This window comes from Acidovorax sp. SUPP3434 (assembly GCF_030159015.1).
Classification (GTDB): Bacteria; Pseudomonadota; Gammaproteobacteria; order Burkholderiales; family Burkholderiaceae_C; genus Paracidovorax.
This window is the reverse complement of sequence record NZ_BQXL01000004.1, coordinates 14,671-37,697: the sequence shown is the minus strand read 5'-3', so window position 1 is coordinate 37,697 and position 23,027 is coordinate 14,671. Positions and strand designations below refer to the sequence as shown.

Sequence of the window (23,027 nt, the reverse complement as noted above, 5' to 3'; positions counted from 1 at the left end):
GGTCAAGGCGGTCACGGTGTCGGGGGCATTCATGCAGAGCAGGCCTCGGCCATCTTGCGGCCGTCGAAGTCGCAGACGAGCACCTGGAGCTGGAAGCGGCCCCCGTAGCGGTCGGGGGCCATGAGGGTGTCCACCACCGCGCGGGCCAGCGCGGCGTGAAAGGGTGCGGCCAGGCCCAGCGCTTCCATGCGCTCGGCGGCGAAGCGCGCGGTCTCGGCGGCGGCGATCTCGGCGCACACGTCGGCCGGCGCGCCGATGCCGGCGGCCAGTTCGGCCAGCAGTTGCGTGTCGACCTCGGCGCGGTTGGCGTGGGTGATGGTCTCGCCCTGGGCGATCTTGGTGAGCTTGCCCACCATGCCGCCGATGACGACCTCGCGCAGCCCCTGGGCCACGGCCTCGTCGAGCGCGTAGCGCAGGAAGTCGCCCATCTGCACGAAGCAGGCGGCGGGCAGCTGCGTGCGCTCCTTCATGGCGAACTGCTCGGTGCGCCCGCCGGTGGTGAGCACCGCCACGCCATGGCCCAGCGTGGCCGCCACCTGCACGCCCTGCACCACGCTCGCGCGGTAGGCCGAGGTGGAGTAGGGCTTGACGATGCCGGTGGTGCCGAGGATGGAGATGCCGCCCAGGATGCCCAGGCGCGCGTTGAGCGTCTTCTTGGCCATGTCCACGCCCTGCGGCACGGAGATGGTGACCTCCAGCCCCGCATGGGCGAGCAGCGCCTCGCCCACGGCGCGCACGTTCTCTTCGATGTTTTGGCGCGGCACCGGGTTGATGGCCGGGCCGCCCACCGCCAGGCCCAGGCCGGCCATGGTGACGGTGCCCACGCCGAAGCCGCCCGCCAGCCGCACCGCGCCGGCATCGCCGGGCAGCACGCGCACGTCGGCGGTCAGGTGGGCCTTGTCGGTGCAGTCGGGGTCGTCGCCCGCGTCCTTGATGACCATGGCGTGCGCGGCCTGGCCGTCGCAGCGGCCGTCGTTCACGGTGAAGCGCACCACATCGCCGTTGGGCAGCAGGCAGTCCACCGCCTCGGGCACGCTGCCGTGCACCAGGCCCAACACGGCGGCGCGCGCGGCGGCGGCCGAGCACGCCCCGGTGGTGAAGCCGGTGCGCGTGCCACGGCGCACGGTCTTTTCCATCATGGCGACGGCGCTCCCGGCGTCGCGGCCTTCTGGCGGGCCTCGGCCAGCGCCAGCAGCGCGTGCAGCGCGGCCACCACCAGCGTGGAGCCGCCCTTGCGGCCGCGGATGACGATCCACGGCACGGCGTCCACGCCGGCCATCAGGTCCTTGGACTCGGCGGCGGAGACGAAGCCCACCGGCATGCCCACCACGAGCGCGGGGCGCACGCCCTCCTCGCGGATCAGCCGCACCAGTTCGATGAGCGCCGTGGGCGCGTTGCCGATGCCGACGACGGCCCCCTGCAGCAGCCCGAGCCGGTGCGCCTTGCGCATGGCCTGCACCGCGCGCGTGGTGTCCTCGGCCTGGGCCTGGGCGATCACGTCGGCGTCGCTGATGAACTGGTGCGTGCGCATGCCGAAGTGCGCCAGGCGCGGCTGCGACAGGCCCGAGCAGATCATCTCCACGTCGGCCACCACGGGCGCGCCGCCGCGCAGCAAGGCGGCGATGCCGGCCTCCACCGCCTTCGGGTGGAAGTCGGTCAGGCCGTTGAACTCGAAGTCGGCGTTGGCGTGGATCATGCGGCGCACGATGGGCCACTGCGCCGCGGTGTAGGGGTGCGGGCCGGCCTCGGCGTCGATGATGGCGAAGCTGTCGTGCTCGATGGCCTGGCCGGCGCGCGTGAGCTGCTCGGTGACGGTGTTGACGGTGCTCATGCCGTGGCGGTCTCGTGCGGGTGCGGGTGCGGGTGCGGGTGCGGGTGCGGGTGCGGGTGCGCCGCGCCATGGGCATGGTCGGCCCCGTGCGGGGCGTGCACGTGCCGGTGCACCGGCGCCCCGGCCGCGGCGAGGGCCACCGCGGCCTCGGGGGTCGGCGCGGGCGCCGCCGCCGGTGCGTGCGTGTGTTCGTGGCTGTGGCCGTGCCCCAGGTCGTGCGCGATCTCGCGGTACTTGCAGCCGTCGCAGGGCAGCAGGCTGCCCGGGGCGCCCTCCAGCAGGTCGGCCACGCGGCCCTCCAGCAACTCGAAGATCTCGCGCTCCAGGCCGAAGTGCAGCGACTGCGCAAAGCGCACCTGCGGGTACTGCGCGCGCAGGTGCGCCACCTGCCGGCCGATGCGCTGCATCAGCGTGCCGGTGTACAGGTAGTACGGCAGCACCACGATCTGCTTCATGCCCAGCAGCACCTGGCGCTGCACCACGCGCTCCAGGCGCGGCCAGGTGATGCCGGTGAAGGCGATCTCGACCAGTTCATGGTGGCCGTCTTCCTGCAGCCAGCGCGCCATCTTGGCGACGTCGCCGTTGGCCTGCCGGTCGGACGATCCCCGGCCCAGCAGCACCACGCCGGTGGTGGTGGGGTCGGGCATGTCCAGCGCGTTCATGCACTGGCGCAGCTGGCGCTGCAGGATGGCCAGGATGGGCTCGCACGCCGTGAGGTGCGGGCCATAGAGAAACGCCACGCCGGGGCAGTGCGCGCGCGCATGCTCGATGGCCTCGGGGATCTCCATCTTCACGTGGCCCGCCGCGTTGAGGATGAGCGGCAGCACCAGCACGCGCTGGCTGCCCTGCGCGGCCTGCAGCAGGCCGTCGTGCAGGCCGGGCGGCGCGAACTCGATGAAGCACACCTCGATGCGCCAGGCCGGCTGGCGCGCGCGCCACTGCGCCACGAAGGCGTGGATCTCGTCGTTGCCCTCGGGCTCGCGCGAGCCATGGCCGATCAGCAGGATGGTGGTGTTCATGGGGCACGCTCCAAGGGGGTTTGGGTGAGGCGGGCGGGCTCGCTCGCCCGGCGGAAGCGGTGCGTGAAGGTGGGGTCGTACAGCTTGGACTTGGCCAGCTCCGTCCACTGTCGGGCGCCCAGCGTGGGGCTGGCGATCACCATGGCCTGGCTCACCACCTGGGCCTCGCGGCAGCGGTCGCGGATGTCGGCGAGCGTGCCGCGCACGATCAGCTCCTCGCCCGGCCAGCTCGCCTTGTGCACCACGAGCAGGGGCGCGTCGTCGGCCCAGCCGGCCTCGCGCAGCCCGGCCTGCACCTTGTGCAACAGCGTGATCGACAGAAAGATGCACAGCGTGCAGTGGTGGCGGCCCAACTCGGCCAGCGACTCGCCCGGCGGCATGGGCGTGCGGCCCTCCACACGGGTGAAGATCACGCTCTGCGTGACCTCGGGCAGGGTGAAGCTCTCCACCGCCGCCGCGGCCGAGGCCATGGCCGAGGACACCCCCGGCACCACGCGCAGCGGCACGCCCGCGGCGTCCAGCGGCTGCACCACCTCGATCAGCGCGCCGTACAGGGCCGGATCGCCCGTCTGCAGGCGGATCACGGTGTCGTGCTTTTGCGCCTGCAGGATGAGCCACGCCGCCATCTGCGGCAGCGTCATGTCCTTGCTGTCGGCGATGGTGCAGCCGGGCGGGGCCCAGCGCGTGGCCGCTTCGTTGACGAGCGAGCCCGCGAACAGGATGGCGCCGGCGCGCTCGATCAGCGCGCGGCCCTTGACGGTGATGAGCTCGGGATCGCCCGGCCCGGCGCCGACGAACCAGACGGTGCCCGGCGTCATGGCCGCGGGGCTGGCGCACGCGCCAGCACAGAGAAGATTTGCATGGGGACCACAGGAATGCATTCGCCCGGACCCCTGCCTCCCCGCAGGTTCCGTGAAATGGGCCGCGCGCTCCAAGGCCTGTGCCTTGGGGCGCGCGGCCCCCTGTCGGCCGGTCTCCGGGCTGGCGAAAACCCGTGGGCCCTTCCCAGATGCCGAGGCATCCAGTGGGCACGATTCCACGGGGTGAAGGCGAGGCCTTCTTTCGCTTACCGTTGCGGGGGCAGCCCAGGTTGGGGCGCGGTCCGTGCCGGACGCGCCCTCCCTGGTTCCCGTTTAACTGCGCGGTCGCAATGACCGCGCGAGCACCAACGGGCGGGAGTATAGATCGATTGCAAGCCTTTCAGGCCTCACGCCCTAGTGAAACATGCCTTGGTAGCTATTTTTTTAATAGCAAACATGGCAGGCCAGGCCAAGGATTCCAAGGAGCTGTGACCGCAGGTAACGCCTTGCACGCGGCACCCTGGGCCGGCACCGCCACCCCAGAACGATTCAGAAGGCTTCAGGCGCTGCGGCGGCCCGGGGCCCGCGCTTTCTCCAAGAATGGAACCGCCCCCCGCCCGGGGGGCGCGACACACCGATCCATCGAACAAGAGAGGGAGATTTCCATGCGACGACCCCCTTCCGCCCGACGCGCCCTGCTGGCGCTGGCGGCCCCTGCCCTGCTGTGCCTGGGCGCCCCGAACATGGCCGCGGCCGCCACGGCACCGGCCTGCGCGAGCGGCACCACCGTCACCATCGCCGGCGCGCCCGCGGCGCCCACGCTGTGCGGGCTGCAGACGCCCGTCACCCCCGCGGGCGCATCGGCCCCGGTGCCGGTGAACGCCTACCTGGGCATCCAGTACGCGACGGCCGCGCGGTTCCAGCCCCCGGCGGCGACGGTCCCGGCCGGCAGCAACGTGGCGCAGACGGCCGCCGGCCCGTTCTGCCCGCAGGCCGCGCGGCCGAACCTTCCCACCAGCGCGCAGAGCGAGAACTGCCTGTACCTGAACGTCTTCACGCCGCAGTCGGCCATCGGCGCGCCGGCCCAGCGGCCGGTGCTGTTCTTCATCCACGGCGGCGCGTTCGTGGAGGGCAGCGGCTACCTGCCGCTGTACGACAGCGCCAAGGGCGCCACGGTGGGCAACCTGTACGACGGCTCGTACCTCGCGGCGGCGGGCGACATGGTGGTCGTCACCATCAACTACCGCCTGGGAGCGCTGGGCTTCCTGGCCCTCGACAACGCAGTGGAAAACCCCACCGTCGGGGGACCGCTGCAGGGCAATTTCGGCATCCTGGACCAGCAGGCAGCGCTGGACTGGGTGCAGAAGTACATCGGCGCCTTCGGGGGCGATGCCACCCGGGTGACGGTCGCGGGCGAGAGCGCCGGGGCCATGTCGGCGGGGCTGCACCTGTTCTCGGCACCGGACAGCGCCACGCGCTTTCAGGCAGCCATCATGGAGAGCAACCCGGTGGGCTCGGTGTACCGCACGCCCGCGCAGGCGCAAGGCATAGGAAGCCTGTTCCGCGATGCCCTGTGCACCCAGGTGGGCGGGTGCCTCGCGGGCAAGCCCATCCTGCTGAAGGCCACGCCGGCGCAGATCGTCGCGGCCCAGGCGGGCCAGCTGTTTGGCACCCGGGGCAAGGCCGGCAACCCCAAGGCCCTCGCCGCCGCCGAACGCGAGGCCGCCACGCGCCCGCTGGTGGGGCTTCTGGCCCAGGCGTCGCCCCAGGTCAACGATGGCCTGCCGTGGTCGCCCACCGTGGACGGCAAGGTCATCGTGGGCCAGCCCCTGGCCGGCTACAACGCGGTGTCCGCCACGGCCTCGATGCCGCCCAAGCCCTTCGTCTTCGGCGTGAACCGCGACGAGGGCGCCGTCTTCGCCAACCTGGCCTTCCTGAAGCTGGGGCTGGTTCTCGATCCCCTGTTCTTCAATGGCAAGCTGGTGTCGATGGTCTGGCCGGACGACGCCAAGACCATTCTGGGCTACAGCACCACGGTGCAGGGCCAGCCGGTCTTCCCGTACCGCGCGCCCACCCGGCCCGCGCCGAGCTACATGAACGGCACGGCGGCGACGCTGTCCGGCGTGATCAACGACTTCGCGTTCCGCTGCGGCAACCTGGCCATGGCGAACCGGGCGGCCGCCCGCAACGCGCAGGCGAGCCCCGCGCTGCCGGCCTTCGGCTACCTGTTCGCCCAGCCGCCGCTGATCGACCTCTACAGCGCCGGCAAGCCGCCCACGGAAGTCGCGGCCTGCGCACCGGGCCAGGACGGCAACGTCTGCCACGGCAACGAACTGCCCTATGTGTTCAACACCCTGGGAACGGCCTACGCGGTGTACACCCGGGGCAGCCAGCCGCCGCCGCCCGCCGACCAGGCCCTGGCCCAGACCATGGCCGCCGCCTGGGCGAGCTTCGTGAACAGCCCCGCCAGCCCGGTGCCATGGACGCCGGTGGCCGCCAGCGGCGCGCAGCTGCCGACGGCCTGGACGCCCTATGCCGGCCTGTCCTCCTCGCTTTCGCAATGGAGCACCGCGGGCAGCCCCAGCAGCCTCCCGGCATCGTCCATCGATTCGGCGGCCCACTGCACCGCGCTGTGGAACACGGTGGCGCCCATCGGGGGGCAGTGACCGGGGTGGCATGGCGGCGCCGGAGCCCGGCGCCGCGCAAAAGGGGACGGGCAGGCGCGGGCCTGCGGTCCCCTTCGCGCTTTTGGCTTCAGCGCGAGAGCGCGTCGGCCGTGGCGGCGTCCACGCGGCCCGTGATCGGCAGGCCCTTCGATTTTTGGAAGTTGCGCAGCGCGGTGGCCGTGCGGGCGCCGGCAGCGCCATCGGGCGTGCCCACGTTGTAGCCCAGGGCGTTCAGGCGCTCCTGCGCCTCGCGCACCGACATGGCAGGGGCGCCGGCCGGGGCCCCTGCGGGCGCGGGAACTCCGGCACGGGTCTGCGACGGTGCGGCACCGCCGTCCACGCCCAGGCGGCCACCGCCGCCCAGGCCCTGGCCCTGCACGCTTTGCGCCTTGTAGTTGCGCAGCGCCACGACCATCTGGTTGTACGCGTCCATGAACGCGGCGGTGAGCACCTTGCCCTGCGCCGTGTTCTGGTAGCCGCCCAGCGAGCCGCCGGCCGAGCCGCCGAACAGGCTGCCGAAGCCGGCGAAATCGCTCTTGGAGGCGCTGCCTTCAGAGGCCGAGATCTGCACGCCCGAGCGGTTGTCCACCAGGGTCAGCATGGCGCTGGCCTCGCGCGTCTTGAGCCCGCCGCCCAGGGCGCCGATGGCCCGGCCGCTGCCGCCGCCGATGAGCCCGCCCAGCACGCCGCCGATGCCGCCGGCATCGCTGTTGGAGAACACGATTTCGGGCGACAGGCCGTAGTCGGAGGCGACCATCTGGCCCTTGCCGAAGTTGCTGCCGCCGCGCATTTCGCCGGACTGCATGAGCGCGCGCTCGCGGTCCATGGCCGTCATGCCCGAAGCGCTGCGCTCCACCACGATGAAGCAGTTCGATTGCTGGATCAGCAGGCGCAGCAGGTTGGCCGTGGGCGGCAGGCGGTATTCGTTGCGCAGGATGGTGTACCAGCCGGCCTGCTGGTTTTCCACCAGCGACACGGTGCCCAGGGGCGAGGCGCACTTTTGCAGGTCGCTGCTTTCGTTGGCCGTGGCACCGCCCGCGGCCGCGCCGGTGGCAACCGTCTTGGACTCGGCGCTGCCCATCTTCATGTTGGTGGTTTCGCAGCCCGTCAGCAGGACGGCGGCACAGGCGGCGGCCAGCAGTGGCAAGGTCTTCTTGGACATTGGAGGGTACCTCTCAGGGAAAAGGGTGGAGACGCCACCTTGCGGCGAAAGGGCGCGAGCAAGGGCGTCGGCCGGAACGCCCGGCCTGCCAGGGGCAGCGACGGATCATAGCGCCGCGGCCGGGCGGCCGGCCACCGGCGCGGCGCCCATGCGGTAGATCCACACCGCATGCCCGCCGTCCGGCGGCAGCCGGGCATGCGGCGTGGCCCCCGGCACCTCGAACGCCAGGCTGACGAGCCAGGTGCCCGGCGCCATTTCCGCCTGCGCCTTGGCCAAGGCGCGGGCCATGCTCTCGGGGCGCTGGAACAAATACACCATCGTGCAGCCGCTCCAATCGGCGCGCCACAGGTCGCCCCGACGCACCTCGGCCCACGGGCAACGCAGCGCGCACAGCAGTCGCAGCGGCCGGCTCCACTCCACGCCCGCCAGCCGCGCCTGCGGGTAGGCGCGGCGCAGGGCGAGCAGGCCGTCGCCCAGGCCGCAGCCGGCGTCCAGCACCCGCGCGCCCGCCGGCAGCGCCACCGCGCGGGCCAGGCCGAGCAGCGCATCGTGTGGCGTGGGAAACAGGGGCGCATCGCGCCAGGCGTTGAGCGGATACACCAGCAGCAGCAGCGCGAGCGGCACCAGCCAGGCCCAGGCCGGCACGCTGGCCGCGCCGGACAGCGCCAGCGACAGCGGAAACCCCGCCGCGATCAGCCCGCGGCGCCACCACCCCGTGCCCAGCACGCTGGCCGCGGTGCCCACGGCGCAGGCCGCGATCAGCGCCGCCACCGGCGCCACCCGGCCCTGCAGGCCCAGGTACGCCAGCCATGCGGCGGCCCAGGCCAGGAGGGCGGGCAGGGGCCAGGGCAGTCGGTGCATGGAGGGTGGGAATCCGGTGGGGAGGGAGCAGCGCCGAGTTTAGTGAGCCGCGCGCGGGGCATTCAACCGCAGGCCCCCATTCCGGTGGCATCCACACGCGACCGGAAACGATAACCAATGGATATCAATCCATCATTTCATTTCAATTTACGGCCCGCAGGCCGCGCCATAGGATGCCCCTCAATGCCCGGTCCATGGGCATGCATACAACAGGAGACAAACCATGTGGTGCCGCATCCCCCTGCCCGGCCTGGCCCTGGCCGCCGCCGTCCTCATCCCCCTGAGCGCCAGCGCCCAGGAATGGCCGACCCGGCCCGTCCGCATCCTGGTGGGCTCGGCCCCCGGCGGCGGCACCGACGCCATGGCCCGCGCCGTGGCCGACCGGCTGGGCCCGTTGCTCAAGCAGCCCACGGTGGTGGAAAACCGCCCGGGAGCCTCCAACACGCTGGCGGCCGATGCCACCGCCAAGTCCACCGATGGCCACACGATGGTGATGGGCGTGGTCACCGCGCACGCCATCGCCCCGCACCTCTTGAAGCTGGCCTACGACAACAACCGCGACCTGGTGCCGGTGGCCTTCGTGGGCGCGGTGCCCAACGTGCTGGTGGTGACCAACGCCCTGCCAGCGCAATCCGTGAAGGAACTGGTGGCCCTGGCGAAGAAAGCGCCCGGCACCATCAACTTCGCCAGCAGCGGCGCGGGCAGCACGCAGCACATCGCGGCCGAGATGTTCAAGGACGCGGCCGGCATCGACCTGATGCACGTGCCGTACAAGGGCAGCGGCACCGCGCTGGTCGATCTGGTGGGTGGCCAGGTGCAGATGAGCTTCGACACCATGCCCTCGGTGCTGGGCCAGATCAAGTCCGCCAAGATGCGCGCCCTGGCCGTGACCACGCCGCAGCGCAACCCGCAGCTGCCGCAGGTGCCCACCATGGCCGAGGCCGGCCTGCCGCAGGTGGACATCAGCGCCTGGTACGGCATCTACATGCCTGCCGCCACGCCCAAGGCGGTGCAGCAGAAGGTGCACGACGCGGTGAACGAGGTGCTGGCCATGCCCGAGACCCAGACCCGCCTGGGCGCCGTCGGGGCCGAACTCAAGCCGATCTCGCAGGCCGAGTTCATCGCCTTCCAGAACGCCGAGTTCAAGCGCTACGGCGACCTCATCCGCAAGAACCACATCCGCATCGACTAGCAGGACAAGCCGCCCATGAACACGCAAGACCGCCCCGTGGTGGCCCTCACGCTCGGTGACCCCGCCGGCATCGGCCCCGAACTCATCGCCCGCCTGCTCGCCAGGCCCGAAACCGCGCAGCGGGCCAACACCGTGCTGGTGGGCGACCCCTGGCTGTGGGAGGACGGCCAGCGCATCGCCGGCGTGCAGGTGGCGACCGATGCCGTGGGTGCGCTGGCCGATGTGCGGGGCCGCGCCGGCACCACCCGGCCCGCCTTCCTGGCCCTGGACACGGTGGCCCCGGCCGACGTGCAGCGCAGCCGCGCCGGGGGGGCCGGGGGCCGCTCGGTGCTGCAGGTGCTGGACCGCTGCATGGACGCGGCGCTGGCCGGCGACATCGACGCCATCTGCTTTGCGCCGCTGAACAAGCAGGCCATGAAGATCGGCGGCATGCAGCACGAGGACGAGCTGCACCACTTCGCCCGGTATCTGGGCGTGACCGGTTACTTCTGCGAGTTCAACACGCTGGGCGACCTGTGGACCTCGCGCATCTCCTCGCACGTGCCGCTCAAGGACGTGGCGAGCTACCTGAGCGTGGAGCGCATCCAGCAGGCGGCAGAGCTGATCTACCGCTCGCTGCTGGCCAGCGGCGTCGCGGCACCGAAGGTGGCCATTGCCGCCTTCAACCCGCACGGCGGCGATGGCGGCGTGTGCGGGCGCGAGGAGATCGACACCATCGCGCCCGCCGTGCAGGCGCTGCAGGCGCGCGACTGGCCCACGCCAGCGCCCTTCCATGGCCCGTTCCCGGCCGACACCATCTTCCTGAAGGCGCAGGCGGGCGAGTACCAGGCCATCGTGACCATGTACCACGACCAGGGCCAGATCGCGATCAAGCTGCTGGGCTTCTCGCGCGGGGTCACGGTGCAGGGCGGCCTGCCGATCCCGATCACCACGCCCGCGCACGGCACGGCCTACGACATCGCCGGCCAGGGCCGGGCCAGCGTGGAGGCGACCTGGCAGGCCTTCCAGATCGCCTGCCGCATGGGCAGCACGCAGCGCGCCAAGGCGCTGGCCGCGGCCTGAATCCCACTCCCTCCGTTCAGAGACTCCACCATGAAAATCCAATCCGTCCGCGCCCGCGTGTTCCAGTGGAAGGGCCAGACCGTGCCGCCGCAGGGCCACTTCTGCTCCAACGCCATGGACCTGCTGTATTCGCCATCCGAGAGCATGAGCACCTTCCGTTTCCATGCGTGGACGGTGGTCGAGATCGAGACCGACGACGGGATCGTGGGCCTCGGCAACGTGGCGCTGGCGCCGAAGATCGCCAAGGCCATCATCGACGAATATCTTGCGCCCCTGGTCATCGGGCACGACCCGTGGGACTACGAGTACCTGTGGCAGCGCATGTACCGCAGCACGCACGCCTGGGGCCGCAAGGGCGTGGCCATGGCGGCGATCTCGGCGGTGGACCTGGCGATCTGGGACATCCTGGGCAAGAGCGTGGACAAGCCCGTGTTCAAGCTGCTGGGCGGCCGCACCAAGGAGAAGATCCCCTGCTACTACAGCAAGCTCTACCGCACCGACCTGAAGGCGATGCAGGACGAGGCGCAAACCTTCCTCGACCAGGGCTTCAAGGCCTTCAAGATGCGTTTCGGCTACGGCCCCGCGCACCTGCAGCACGGCGTGCAAGAGAACCTGAAATCGGTCGAAGCCATCCGCGAAGTCATCGGCTACGACACCGACCTGATGCTCGAGTGCTACATGGGCTGGAACCTCGAATACGCCAAGCGCATGCTGCCCAAGCTCGCGAAGTTCGAGCCGCGCTGGCTGGAAGAACCCGTGATCGCAGACGACATCGACGGCTATGCCGAACTGAACGCGATGAACATCATCCCCATCTCGGGCGGCGAGCACGAGTTCGGCCTGTACGGCTTCAAGCAGCTGCTCGACAAAAAAGCCGTGAGCGTCGTGCAGTACGACACCAACCGGGTGGGCGGCATCACCGCCGCGCACAAGATCAACGCGCTGTGCGAAGCGCATTCCGTGCCGGTGATTCCGCACGCGGGCCAGATGCACAACTACCACCTGACCATGAGCACGCTGGCCTCGCCCATGGCGGAGTACTTTCCCATCTTCGACGTGGAGGTGGGCAACGAGCTGTTCTGGTACCTCTTCGACGGCGAGCCCATCGCGGAGAACGGCTTCCTGCAGCTCCAGGACGACGTGCCGGGCCTGGGCCTTTCGCTCAAGACCGAATACCTCGACCAGTTCGACATCATCGAGTAAGGCGGCGTCCCATGGCCAGTCTCTCCCACCCCCGCTACCGCGGTATCTTCCCCGTCGCGCCCACCCCGTTCCACGAAGACGGCACGCTGGACCTGGCCAGCCAGAGGCGCTGCCTGGACTTCATGATCGACTCGGGCGTGGACGGCCTGTGCATCCTGGCCAATTTCTCCGAGCAGTTCCTGCTGTCGGACGACGAACGCGAGGTGCTGACGCGCACCGCGCTGGAGCACGTCGCCGGCCGCGTGCCGGTGATCGTCACCACCACGCACACCAGCACCGCCGTCTGCGCCGCCCGCAGCCGTCGCGCGCAGGACATGGGTGCGGCGATGGTCATGGTCATGCCGCCCTACCACGGCGCCACCTTCCGCTTCGGCGAGGCGCCGGTGCGCGCCTTCTACCAGGGCGTGTCGGACGCCATCGGCATTCCCATCATGGTCCAGGACGCACCGGCGGCCGGCACGCCGCTGTCGCCCGCCTTCCTGGCCGACATGGCGACGACGATCGAGCAGGTGTGCTACTTCAAGATGGAGACGGCCGGCGCCGCCACGAAGCTGCGCGAGCTGATCGCCCTGGGCGGCGAGGCCATCGAAGGCCCGTGGGACGGCGAGGAAGCCATCACCCTGCTGGCCGACCTGGAGGCCGGCGCCACCGGCGCCATGACCGGCGCGGGCTTTGCCGACGGCATCCGCCCCATCCTGGAGGCGCATCGGCAGGGCGATGCGGACGCGGCCTTCGCCCACTACCAGCGCTGGCTGCCGCTCATCAACCACGAGAACCGCCAGGCGGGCTTCCTGGCCGCCAAGGCGCTCATGAAGGAAGGCGGCGTGATCGCCTGCGAGGCGCCGCGCGCGCCCTGGCCGCCGATGCACCCCGAGGTGCGCCGCCAGCTCATCGGCATCGCGCGGCGGCTCGATCCGCTGGTGCTGCGCTGGGGGCGCTGAAGCGCGCAAGAAAAGCGGCGATGCGCCCGCCGCGCGACCGCCAGGGCGCTGTTCGATCCACACCAAGGGAGACCACCACCATGCAACGTCGGGAGCTTCTGAAGACCGCCGGCCTTTCGCTGGCCGCATCCACCCTGGGGCCGGCCACGGTCCTCGCCCAGGCCCCGGCGGGGCGCGCGCCGCGCGAGGTGCTGCTGCTGATCGAGAAATCGAGCCACTGCATCAGCCACTACGACATCGCCAGCGGCGAGCGGCTGCACACCATCGCCCTGCCCCCGTTCCCGCACGAATTCGTGGTGGACGCCGCGCAGCGCTACGCCTACGTGGGCCATTACGGCGTGGAGACCTCGGGCCACCCGGGCCCGGGCGGCACCAGCGTGCTGCAGATCGACCTGGCCACGCGCACGCTGGCGCGCACCATCGACCTGGCGCCGTTCAACCGCCTGCACGGCATCCAGATGGACCAGTCGGGCCGCCTCTACGTGCTGAGCGAGGACCGCGCGCAGCTGGCCGTGCTGGACCGGCCCGAGACCGACACCGCCGTGCGGCGCGCGGTGCCGGTGGGCGGCATCAAGAGCCACCTGTTCGCGCTCACCCGGGACGGCCAGACGGCCTACGCGATGAACCTGCTCACGCACTCGGTGACGCAGTTCAAGCCGCACGACGCCGCGTTCGCGCCCGTGGCCTGCGTGCCCGGCGACAAGCCCGAGGGCAATGCGCTCAGCGCCGACGAGCGCACGCTGTACGTCACCTGCCGCTGGAGCAACACGCTGTGCGCCATCGACACGGCCACCATGAAGGTCGTGCGCAGCGCGCCCGCGCGCAACGACCCCACGCGCATCTACCGCTGCCGCGACGGCCGGCTGCTGGTGTCCCACTATGGCGACCGCAGCCTGTCCATCGTGGACCCGGCGACGCTCGCCGAGCAGGCCCACATTCCCATGGACGCGCGCCCCATCGCGATCAGCCTGCATCCCACCCGGCCCTGGGCCTTCGTGAGCCAGGACAACAACCGGGTCGGGGTCTTCCACCTGGAATCGCGCCGGTTCGAGCGCTTCATCGCCACGCAGCGCGAACCGGACGTGTCGTACACGCTGCAGGGCTGAGCGCGGCGGGGGGGTGGCGGGCGCGGGCTGCGGCATCTTCGCCACACCCGAGCGGGCAGGTGTAACGCCGGGACGCCGGTGCCGGCGGCGTGGATGGCGGCTTCTACAATGTCCTGTTGCCATTGCGCACAGAGCGTTACACATGCGCCGCGCCTCCCCATCACGCCATCCCAACAAAGGTTCCTTTTGCGCCCGCCCCTCGATTCGTCCCTGCCCACCCCGGGCCCGTCCTCGGAACCGCCCCTGGTGGTGGACCTGGACGGCACGCTCATCCTGACGGACATGCTGCACGAATCGTCGCTGCAGCTGCTGCGGGACGGGCCGTGGCGCGTGCTGGCCCTGCCCGTGTGGCTGGCGCGGGGCAAGGCGGCGCTCAAGCAGGCGATCGGCCAGCGGGTGCAGATGGACGTGGCCACGCTGCCCTACAACGTGCCGTTCGTGCAGTGGCTGCGCAACCAGCACGCGGCCGGGCGGCGCACCGTGCTGTGCACGGCCTCCGACCGCTCGGTGGCGCAGGCCATCGCCGCCCACCTGGGGTGCTTCGACCAGGTGATGGCCAGCGATGGCGCCACCAACCTCGCCGGGCGGGCCAAGGCCGCCGCGCTGGTGCAGGCCTTTGGCGAGCGCGGCTTCGACTACGCCGGCAACTCGCAGGCGGACGTGCCGGTGTGGCAGGCCGCGCGCTCGGCCATCGTGGTCAATGCCTCGGGCGCCGTCACCCGGCGGGCCGAGGCGCACGGCAACGTGGCCGAACGCTTTCCCCGCGAGCCCGCGGGCCTCAAGCCCTGGCGCAAGGCCCTGCGGCTGCACCAGTGGCTCAAGAACCTGCTGCTGTTCGTGCCGCTGGTGGCCGCCCACCGCGTGGCCGACGGCGAGGCCTGGGGCCTGCTGCTGGTGGCCTTCCTGGCCTTCAGCCTGTGCGCCTCGTCGGTCTACGTGGCCAACGACCTGCTCGATCTGGAGAGCGACCGCCGGCACCCGCGCAAGCGCCTGCGGCCCTTCGCCTCGGGCGCGCTGGCCGCCTGGCAGGGCGTGGCCCTGGTGCCGGTGCTCACGGCGGCGAGCTTCGCGCTGGCCTGGCAGGTGGGCCAGGGGTTCTTCGGCTGGCTGCTGGGGTACTTCGCCATCACCTGGGCGTATTCGCTGGCGCTCAAGCGCTGGGTGCTGGTCGATTGCATCGCGCTGGCCGTGCTCTACACGCTGCGCATCGTTGCGGGCGCCTACGCCATCACGCAGCCGCTGTCGTTCTGGCTGCTGGCGTTCTCGGGCTTTCTCTTCCTGTCGCTGGCCTTCGTCAAGCGCTATGCCGAGCTGATGGTGCAGCAGGCCGCAGGCAAGACGCAGGCGCACGGGCGCGGCTACCTCACCTCGGACGCACCCATCGTGCAGAACCTGGGCATCGCCGCCGGCTACACGGCCGTGGTGGTGCTGGCGCTGTACCTCAACAGCGAATCGGTGCTGCTGATGTACCGCGCGCCGGAGATGATCTGGGCCGCCGTGCCCGTGATGGTGTTCTGGGTGAGCTGGATGTGGCTGCGCGCGGTGCGCGGGCAGATGCACGACGACCCGCTGGTCTTCGCCTTCAAGGACCGCGCCAGCCTGGCCGCGGGCGCGCTGTTCAGCCTGGCGATGGTCGCCGCCGCCCTGGGACTGCCGTGGTAGCCGTGCGCTCCTGGGGCCGCCTGAGCGCCGACGACCACGATCTGCGCATCCTGGCCGAACGGCCGCTGGCGCACCTGCCGCGCGAGCCCGGCCAGCACGGGCTGGCGTTCGGCATGGGCCGCAGCTACGGCGACGTGTGCCTGAACCCCGGCGGCGCGCTGTGGTCGCTGCGCGGGCTGGACCGCTTCATCGCCTGGGACGAAGCCACCGGCGACCTGACCTGCGAGGCAGGCATGCTGCTGCGCGACATCCAGCGCACCTTCGTGCCGCGCGGCTGGATGCTGCCCGTGACCCCGGGCACCCAATTGGCCACCGTGGGCGGTGCCATCGCCAACGACGTGCACGGCAAGAACCACCATGTGCAGGGCTCCTTCGGCGACCATGTGCAGGAACTGCGGCTGCTGCGCACCGACGGGCTGTCGATCCGCTGCGGCCCCCAGCTGCACCCCGACTGGTTCGCCGCCACGGTGGGCGGCCTGGGCCTGACCGGCGTGGTCACTCAGGCCACGCTGCGGCTGCGGCGGGTGCCCGGCGCGTGGCTGGACACCGAGACCCTGCCCTACGGCTCGCTGGGCGAGTTCTTCGCCCTGGCCGATGCCTCCGAGGCGGGCTGGGAACACACCGTCTCGTGGATCGACTGCCTCTCGGGCGCCCGGGCCGGCGGCACGCGAGGCATCTTCCTGCGCGCCAATGCCGCCGCGCCCGAATCCCAGCACGGCCCCGCCCCGAAGGACCGCCAGCGCACCGTGCCGTTCGCGCCGCCCGTCTCGCTCGTCAACCGCCTGAGCCTGCGCCCTTTCAACGCGGCGTACTACCACCTGAACCGTCGCCGCGCCGGCCGCGCGCTGCAGCACTACGAACCGTTCTCCTACCCGCTGGACAACCTGCAGGAATGGAACCGCATCTACGGCCGCCGGGGCTTCTACCAGTACCAGTGCGTGGTGCCCCGCCCGCACGGCCCCGATGCCGTGGGCGCCCTGCTGCGCGAGATCACCGCGTCGGGCCAGGGCAGCTTTCTGGGCGTGCTCAAGACCTTCGGCGACCGCGAATCGGTGGGCCTGCTGAGCTTTCCGCAGCCGGGCGTCACGCTGGCGCTCGACTTTCCCAACCTCGGCGAGCGCACGCTGCGGCTGTTCGAGCGGCTCGATGCCGTCGTGGCCGAGGCCGGCGGGCGCCTGTACCCCGCCAAGGACGCGCGCATGCCGCGCGCCCTGTTCGAGGCCGGCTACCCGAAGCTCGCCCAATTCCTTCCGTACCGCGACCCGAACATCCGGTCCGCGATGTCGCGGCGCCTGATGGGCGACTGACCTGCGGCTTTTTCCCCAAGACCACACAAGAACGAACGAAATCACCGCCAACATGCAAAACAACCACAACGACCGCGGCGCACCGCAGACCCTCGTGATCGTCGGCGCCACGTCGCTGATCGCGCAGCACTGCGCGCGCCAATGGCTGCAGGCCGGCGGCATCGGCCGCGTGGTGCTCGTGGGACGCGACGCGGTCCGGCTGCAGGGCGTGGCCGACGATCTGCAGGTGCGCCAGCCCCAGGCCCGCATCGACGTGATGGCCGGCGACGTGACGCAGGCGGCCTCCATCGCCGCGCTGGTGCAGCACCTGGTGGCGCAGGGTGTGCCGGACACCGTGCTCATCGCCCATGGCAGCCTGCCCGACCAGGCCCGGTGCCAGGGCGATCTGGCCAGCGCCGAGCAGGCCATGGCCGTCAACGGCCTGTCGCCCGCGCTGTGCGCGGAGGCGTTCGCCGGCGCGATGCAGGTGGCGGGGCGGGGCACGATCGGCATCATCGGTTCGGTGGCCGGCGACCGCGGCCGCAAATCCAACTACGTATACGGCGCCGCCAAGGGCCTGGTGGAGCGCTACGCCGAAGGCCTGCAGCACCGCCTGGCGGGCTCGGGCGTGAAGGTGGTGCTCATCAAGCCGGGCCCCACCGACACGCCGATGACGGCGCACCTCAAGGCGCGCGGCGCCAAGCTCGCCAGCGTGGAGCAGGTGGCCCAGGCGGTGGTGCGCGGCATGGCCCGCGGCACGCCCGTGGTCTATGCCCCGGCGAAATGGGCGCTCATCATGGCCGTGATCCGCAACCTGCCGCGCGCGGTCTTCCACAAGATGGACATCTGACCCATGCCATGGACCCCTGAACGCCGCCGCCTCTGGGCGGCGGTGGCCCTTGCGGGCTATGCCACGCTCTTTGCCCTGGTGACGGCCGTGGCGGCCTGGCGCACCTTCACGTCCGTGCCGATCTGGGACATGTGGGGCGCACTGGAGTTCTATGCCGACGTGCGCGATGGCGCCGGCTGGCAGGCCTGGTGGCGGCTCTTCAACGAGCACCGCATCGTGCTGTCCAAGGCCTTGTTCTGGATGGAATACCGCTGGTTCGGCGGCACCCAGGCCTTCCTGATCGCGGTCAACTACCTGCTGGTGGCGGGCAGCATCGCCACCTTCTGGGCCTTCCTGAAGGCGCGCCTGGGGCCGATGACCCGCACGGCGTCGGTGGCGGCGCTGGCGCTGCTGTCCGTCTGGCTGCTGTCGTGGGTGCAGCAGGAAAACCTCACCTGGGCGTTCCAGAGCCAGTTCTTCCTGGCCCAGTGGCTGCCGCTGGCCGGACTGTACTGCCTGTACCGCGCCACGCAGGCGCCGCAGGACGTGGGCTGGTTCGCCGGCGGCTGCGCCCTGGGCGTGCTCAGCATCGGCAGCATGGCCAACGGCATCATGGCACTGCCCATGATGGCGCTCTACGCCGCCGTGGCGCGCATGGGCTGGCGCCGCGTGGCACTGCTGGCACTGCTGGGCGCCGCGGGCATCGGCGTGTACATGGCGGACTTCGCCGCGCCGACGCCCCGCCCCGGCTTGCTGGCCATGCTGCAGAGCCGGCCGCTGGGCCTGCTGCAGTACACACTGCAATACCTGGGCAGCCCGTTCCAGCACCTGGCGCGCAAGATGGAGCCGATGTGGATCAGCCAGGCCTTCGGCGTGCTGTTCACCGTGCTGGCGCTGGCCCGCCTGGTGCCCGCGCTGCGCGCCCCGCGCACGCACGCGCTGGAGCTGTCGCTGCTCACCTTCGTGGCGTTCGTGGCGGGCATCGCCTTCGCCACCGCCAGCGGACGGCTGCAGTTCAGCATGGAGGGCTCGCTGGCCAGCCGCTACACCACGCCCACGATGATGGCCTGGGCCGCCCTGGGCGTGCTGTACGCCCCGCGCGTGCTGGCCCTGCGCGGCCTCGCGCGCGCCGGTGCCGCCGTGCTGCTGGTGGCGGTGCTGGCGCAGATGCTGTCGGTGCAGGTGCGCGACACCAAACGCAGCGATGTCGCGCACCTGCGCATGACCGGCGCGCTGGCGCTGGCGATGGGCGTGCACGACGAACGGCGCATCGGCATGCTGATCTGGGACCGGGCCCTGGGCGAGCGCATCGTCGCCAAGGCCCGCCAGCAGGGCCACTCGATCTTCGGCCAGCCGCCGCTCGCCGACGCCGCCGCGGCCCTGGGCTCGCACGCGGACGTGCCGCCCGCCCGCTGCACGGCCTTCGTGGACTGGGTGCAGCGCGTGCCCGGCGACCCGCGCTTCGTCTCGGTGAGTGGCGCGCTGCTGCCCTCCGAAGGCGATGCGCCGCCGCCCTCGATGCGCCTTGTCGCGCCCGATGGCACCGTGGTGGGCCTGGGCGTGCCCCACCGCTGGCGCAAGCTGAGCGCGCCGGGTGGCCCCCATGCGCCCGCACGCTACCTGACCTTCACCGCCTACCTGCAGGCCGCGCCCGAGGCGCTGCCCACCGCCGTGACCCTGACCGCGCCCGACACCGACTGCTCGGTGGCCCTGCAGATACCGGCGCCGCAATGAGCGCCCCGAACCCGCCGAGAAAAACCAACACCATGAAGAACGCCAAAATCATCCTGCCGGGAGGCGCCGGCCTCGTGGGCCAGAACCTCGTGGCCCACCTGAAGCTGCACGGCTATCACAACCTCGTCGTGCTGGACAAGCACGCGAGCAACCTCGCCATCCTGCGCCAGGTGCACCCCGACATCGTGGCCGAGGACGCCGACCTGGCCGAGCCCGGCGCGTGGGAGCGCCACTTCGAAGGCGCGGACGTGGTGGTCATGCTGCAGGCGCAGATCGGCGCGCCGCAGGCCGACCCGTTCGTGCGCAACAACCTCACCTCCACCGGCCGCATCCTCGATCTGATCCAGCGCCACCGCATCCCGCAGACCGTGCACATCAGCTCCTCGGTGGTCGAGTCGGTCGCCCAGGACCACTACACCGAGACCAAGCGCGCGCAGGAAAAAATGGTGCTGGACAGCGGCATTCCCTGCGTGGTGCTGCGGCCCACGCTGATGTTCGGCTGGTTCGACCGCAAGCACCTGGGCTGGCTGTCGCGCTTCATGCGCAAGGTGCCGGTGTTCCCCATTCCGGGCAGCGGCCGCTACATGCGCCAGCCGCTGTACGCGGCGGACTTCTGCCGCATCATCGTGCGCTGCATCGAGGAGCGCCGCGTGGGCGGCGTGTTCAACATCACGGGGCTGGAGAAGGTGGACTACATCGACATCATTCGCCAGATCAAGGCCGCCACGGGCGCGGGCGCCTGGATCGTGAAGATCCCCTACGGCCTTTTCTACCTGCTGCTCAAGGTGTGGGCGCTGTTCGACAAGGACCCGCCGTTCACCGCCGACCAGCTCAAGGCGCTGGTGGCCCATGACGAGTTCGAGGTGATCGACTGGCCCGGCATCTTCGGCGTGCGCGCCACGCCCTTCGCCGAGGCCATCCACGAAACCTTCAACCACCCGCAATACAGCCGCGTGGTGCTGGAGTTCTGATGAGTGCGCACCCCCCCTCTCCTTCCGCATCCACGGCCGCCGCGCCGGGCCAGCGCATCGCCGTGCTGGGCGCCGGCCCCATGGGCCTGGCGGTGGCCTACCAGCTCGCGCGCGACGGCCACCGGCCCGTGGTCTTCGAGGCCGACGACCGCGTGGGCGGCATGACCGCGATGTTCGACTTCGACGGCCTGCCCATCGAGCGCTACTACCACTTCCACTGCACCTCCGACCACGCCTTCCTGCAGATGCTCGACGAGCTGGGGCTCTCGGACAAGATGCGCTGGCGCGCCACGCGCATGGGCTACTGGTTCCAAAAGCGCCTGCAGCCCTGGGGCAACCCGGTGGCGCTGCTGCGCTTTCAGGGTCTGGGGCTGGTCGCCAAGTTCCGCTACGGCCTGCACGCGTTCCTGTCCACGAAGCGCACCGACTGGAAGCCGCTCGACGGCGAAGAGGCCACGGGCTGGATCCGCCGCTGGGTGGGCAAGGAGGCCTACGAGGTACTGTGGCGGCGCCTGTTCGACTACAAGTTCTACGACCATGCCGGCAACCTGTCCGCCGCGTGGATCTGGAGCCGCATCCGCCGCATCGGCCGCTCGCGCTACAGCCTGATGCGCGAAAAGCTCGGCCACCTCGATGGCGGCTCGGCCACGCTGCTGGACGGCATGGTGGCCGACATCCAGCGCCACGGCGGCGAGATCCGCCTGTCCACCCCCGTCACCCGCGTGCGCATGGACGGCATCCGCGTGCAGGGCGTGGAAACCGCGCACGGCTTCGAGGCCTTCGACAAGGTGGTGAGCACCATCCCCCTGCCCTACGTACCGCGCACCATGCCCGACCTGCCGCCCGCGCTGCTGGCGCAGTACGGCGCACTGCAGAACATCGCCGTGGTCTGCGTGATCGCCAAGCTGCGCCAGCCGCTGACCGAGAACTTCTGGCTCAACGTGAACGATCCGGACATGGACATTCCCGGCCTGGTCGAATACAGCAACCTGCGCCCGCTGGCGGAGTCGGTGGTGTACGTGCCGTTCTACATGCCCGGCGAGCACCCCAAGTTCGCCGAGCCCGACGCGGCCTTCCTCGACAAGGTGCGCCGCTACCTGAAGGCCATCAACCCGAAGCTGCAGGACAGCGACTTCCTGGCCCTGCGCGCCAGCCGCTACCGCTACGCCCAGCCCATCTGCCCGCCCAACTACCTGGACAGCCTGCCGCCCGTGCAGCTGCCCGTGCGCGGCCTGTGGGTGGCCGACACGTCCTACTACTACCCTGAGGACCGCGGCATCTCCGAGAGCATCGGCTTCGGGCGCCAGATGGCCGCGCAGGCCGCTGCGGCACCGGTCTAGGCCCCGCATGCTCGCGCAGTTCCGCTCCCGGCAGTTCGTGGCCTTCCTGGTGACGGGCGGCTTGGCCGCGCTCGCCAACTTCATCGCGCGCATCGTGCTCAACCAGTGGATGCCGTTTTCCGACGCCGTGGTGCTGGCCTACGGCGTGGGCATGGTCACGGCCTTCCTGCTGGCGCGCGCCTTCGTGTTCCAGGGTAGCCAGCAGTCGGTGCGCAAGTCCGCCGCGTTCTTCGTGCTGGTCAACCTCGTGGCGGTGGCGCAGACCTGGGCCGTGAGCCTGCTGCTGGCGCGCCAGGTGCTGCCGGCGCTGGGCGTGACCGCCTTCGTGCCCGAGATCGCCCATGCCGTGGGCGTGGCCGTGCCGGTGTTCACGAGCTACCTGGGCCACAAGCGCTGGTCCTTCGCCGACCGCGCATGAAGCCCGGCCACGCCGTCGCTGCGGCCGGGGCCTGCACGGCGGCCTACGTGGCCGCCCTGGTGTGGGCCGACGCGCGCAACCAGGTCTTCGCGCAGTTGCCGCAGGTGCTCGCGTGGATGCCCTCGATGGCGGCGATCGCCTTCGCTTCGTACCTGCTGCGCTACCTGCGCTGGCGCTGGCTGCTGGCCCGCGCGGGGCACGCCGTGCCCTGGGGTGCGGGCTTTCTGGCCTACCTCTCGGGCTTCGCCTTCACCGCCACCCCCGGCAAGGTGGGCGAGCTGGTGCGCGTGCGCTACTTCGCGCGCGCCGGCGTGCCGGCGGCGCGCACCGTCTCGGCTTTCGTGTACGAGCGCGCGTTCGACCTGCTGTGCGTGGTGCTGCTGGCGGCGCTGGCCATCCCCGCCCTGCCGCTGTTCGCGGTGCTGGTGGCGTTCGTGGCGGGCACGATCGGCGCCGTCGTGCTGGTGGCGGCACGGCCCGCATGGCTGCTGCGCGGTGCCGCCCGGCTGCGCCGCCGCGGCTGGCCGCGACTGTCGCGTGCGGTGCGGGCCCTGGCGCTGGGATTGGCCGGCTGCAGGGCGTGGCTGCACCCGCTGGATTGGGGGCTTTCGCTGGGCCTGGGCCTGGCCGCATGGGGCCTGGTGGCGCTGTCGTTCGCCTGGCTGCTGCACGGGCTGGGCATCGGCCTGCCCTGGCGCGATGCCGCCTCCCTGTACCCCACCGCCATGCTGGCCGGCGCAGCGTCCATGCTGCCAGCCGGCATCGGCACCACCGAGGCCACCCTGGTCGCCCTGCTGGCGCTGCACGCCGTGCCGCTGGGCCTGGCCACGCTGGCGGCCGTGGGCATCCGCGTGGCCACGCTGTGGTTCGCCGTGCTGTGCGGCTTCGTGGCCATCGGGGTGCTGGAGCGCCGGCGCGCGCCGGGCGAAGCCGGCAGGTGAGCG

20 protein-coding genes and 1 riboswitch are annotated in these 23,027 nt (G+C 71.2%); of the genes, 14 read left to right on the top strand and 6 right to left on the bottom strand.

Features of this window, described 5'->3' with window-relative positions; genetic code table 11:
- Positions 1–29: 29 nt before the first annotated feature.
- The 4 genes from AVKW3434_RS09125 to cobM are packed head-to-tail and all read right to left on the bottom strand — an operon-like array spanning position 30 to position 3,668.
- Positions 30–1,139, bottom strand: coding sequence for a cobalt-precorrin-5B (C(1))-methyltransferase (locus AVKW3434_RS09125; protein ID WP_284405585.1), 1,110 nt, complete (start codon positions 1,137–1,139; stop codon positions 30–32).
- A complete protein-coding gene (locus tag AVKW3434_RS09120) occupies positions 1,136–1,831 on the bottom strand; it encodes a precorrin-8X methylmutase (protein ID WP_284405584.1) in 696 nt (231 codons plus the stop codon). Before AVKW3434_RS09120 ends, AVKW3434_RS09125 begins: the two co-directional genes overlap by 4 nt.
- Positions 1,828–2,850 (bottom strand): sirohydrochlorin chelatase, encoded by a 1,023-nt coding sequence (locus AVKW3434_RS09115; protein ID WP_284405583.1) that lies wholly within the window; start codon positions 2,848–2,850, stop codon positions 1,828–1,830. Before AVKW3434_RS09115 ends, AVKW3434_RS09120 begins: the two co-directional genes overlap by 4 nt.
- Entirely contained in the window at positions 2,847–3,668 is an 822-nt protein-coding gene (gene cobM, locus AVKW3434_RS09110; protein ID WP_284405582.1) for a precorrin-4 C(11)-methyltransferase, read from the bottom strand. Before cobM ends, AVKW3434_RS09115 begins: the two co-directional genes overlap by 4 nt.
- A 132-nt stretch (positions 3,669–3,800) precedes the next feature.
- Positions 3,801–4,035: riboswitch (cobalamin riboswitch) on the bottom strand.
- Between the two features lie 280 nt (positions 4,036–4,315).
- On the opposite strand from cobM, the gene AVKW3434_RS09105 reads away from it, so the two are divergent.
- Positions 4,316–6,316 carry a carboxylesterase family protein gene (locus tag AVKW3434_RS09105; protein ID WP_284405581.1) on the top strand — a complete coding sequence of 667 codons (2,001 nt, stop codon included), beginning with the start codon at positions 4,316–4,318 and terminating at the stop codon, positions 6,314–6,316.
- An 88-nt stretch (positions 6,317–6,404) separates the two neighbouring features.
- On the opposite strand, the gene AVKW3434_RS09100 is transcribed toward AVKW3434_RS09105, so the two are convergent.
- Both AVKW3434_RS09100 and AVKW3434_RS09095 read right to left on the bottom strand, forming a co-directional pair.
- Entirely contained in the window at positions 6,405–7,478 is a 1,074-nt protein-coding gene (locus AVKW3434_RS09100; RefSeq protein WP_284397188.1) for a peptidoglycan-binding domain-containing protein, read from the bottom strand.
- A gap of 105 nt (positions 7,479–7,583) precedes the next feature.
- Positions 7,584–8,339 (bottom strand): class I SAM-dependent methyltransferase, encoded by a 756-nt coding sequence (locus AVKW3434_RS09095; RefSeq protein ID WP_284405580.1) that lies wholly within the window; start codon positions 8,337–8,339, stop codon positions 7,584–7,586.
- Positions 8,340–8,562: 223 nt separating this feature from the next.
- Between AVKW3434_RS09095 and AVKW3434_RS09090 the strand changes: the two genes are divergently transcribed.
- The 13 genes from AVKW3434_RS09090 (at position 8,563) to AVKW3434_RS09030 (ending at position 23,024) form a co-directional block, all read left to right on the top strand.
- Positions 8,563–9,531 (top strand): Bug family tripartite tricarboxylate transporter substrate binding protein, encoded by a 969-nt coding sequence (locus AVKW3434_RS09090; protein ID WP_284405579.1) that lies wholly within the window; start codon positions 8,563–8,565, stop codon positions 9,529–9,531.
- A 15-nt stretch (positions 9,532–9,546) separates the two neighbouring features.
- The gene (locus AVKW3434_RS09085) at positions 9,547–10,593 is read left to right on the top strand and encodes a 4-hydroxythreonine-4-phosphate dehydrogenase PdxA (RefSeq protein WP_284405578.1); all 1,047 of its coding nucleotides are present in this window, start codon (positions 9,547–9,549) and stop codon (positions 10,591–10,593) included.
- A 30-nt stretch (positions 10,594–10,623) separates the two neighbouring features.
- Complete coding sequence (locus AVKW3434_RS09080) at positions 10,624–11,796, top strand: L-rhamnonate dehydratase (protein WP_284405577.1); 1,173 nt, start codon at positions 10,624–10,626, stop codon at positions 11,794–11,796.
- Positions 11,797–11,807: 11 nt separating this feature from the next.
- Complete coding sequence (locus tag AVKW3434_RS09075; RefSeq protein ID WP_284405576.1) at positions 11,808–12,737, top strand: dihydrodipicolinate synthase family protein; 930 nt, start codon at positions 11,808–11,810, stop codon at positions 12,735–12,737.
- Between the two features lie 80 nt (positions 12,738–12,817).
- Complete coding sequence (locus AVKW3434_RS09070; protein ID WP_284405575.1) at positions 12,818–13,843, top strand: YncE family protein; 1,026 nt, start codon at positions 12,818–12,820, stop codon at positions 13,841–13,843.
- A gap of 186 nt (positions 13,844–14,029) precedes the next feature.
- The gene (locus tag AVKW3434_RS09065) at positions 14,030–15,505 is read left to right on the top strand and encodes a UbiA family prenyltransferase (protein ID WP_284405574.1); all 1,476 of its coding nucleotides are present in this window, start codon (positions 14,030–14,032) and stop codon (positions 15,503–15,505) included.
- On the top strand, positions 15,499–16,812 hold the full coding sequence (locus tag AVKW3434_RS09060; RefSeq protein WP_284405573.1) for an FAD-binding oxidoreductase: 1,314 nt from the start codon (positions 15,499–15,501) through the stop codon (positions 16,810–16,812). Before AVKW3434_RS09065 ends, AVKW3434_RS09060 begins: the two co-directional genes overlap by 7 nt.
- 52 nt (positions 16,813–16,864) lie before the next feature.
- A complete protein-coding gene (locus tag AVKW3434_RS09055) occupies positions 16,865–17,641 on the top strand; it encodes an SDR family NAD(P)-dependent oxidoreductase (protein ID WP_284405572.1) in 777 nt (258 codons plus the stop codon).
- 3 nt (positions 17,642–17,644) lie between these two features.
- Complete coding sequence (locus tag AVKW3434_RS09050) at positions 17,645–19,354, top strand: hypothetical protein (protein ID WP_284405571.1); 1,710 nt, start codon at positions 17,645–17,647, stop codon at positions 19,352–19,354.
- 32 nt (positions 19,355–19,386) lie between these two features.
- Entirely contained in the window at positions 19,387–20,325 is a 939-nt protein-coding gene (locus AVKW3434_RS09045) for an NAD-dependent epimerase/dehydratase family protein (protein ID WP_284405570.1), read from the top strand.
- Positions 20,325–21,665, top strand: coding sequence for an NAD(P)/FAD-dependent oxidoreductase (locus AVKW3434_RS09040; protein ID WP_284405569.1), 1,341 nt, complete (start codon positions 20,325–20,327; stop codon positions 21,663–21,665). The genes AVKW3434_RS09045 and AVKW3434_RS09040 overlap by 1 nt, the downstream gene beginning before the upstream one ends.
- 7 nt (positions 21,666–21,672) lie before the next feature.
- On the top strand, positions 21,673–22,083 hold the full coding sequence (locus AVKW3434_RS09035) for a GtrA family protein (protein ID WP_284405568.1): 411 nt from the start codon (positions 21,673–21,675) through the stop codon (positions 22,081–22,083).
- Positions 22,080–23,024, top strand: a complete 945-nt coding sequence (locus tag AVKW3434_RS09030) for a lysylphosphatidylglycerol synthase transmembrane domain-containing protein (protein ID WP_284405567.1) — start codon at positions 22,080–22,082, stop codon at positions 23,022–23,024. The genes AVKW3434_RS09035 and AVKW3434_RS09030 overlap by 4 nt, the downstream gene beginning before the upstream one ends.
- Positions 23,025–23,027 lie beyond the last annotated feature (3 nt).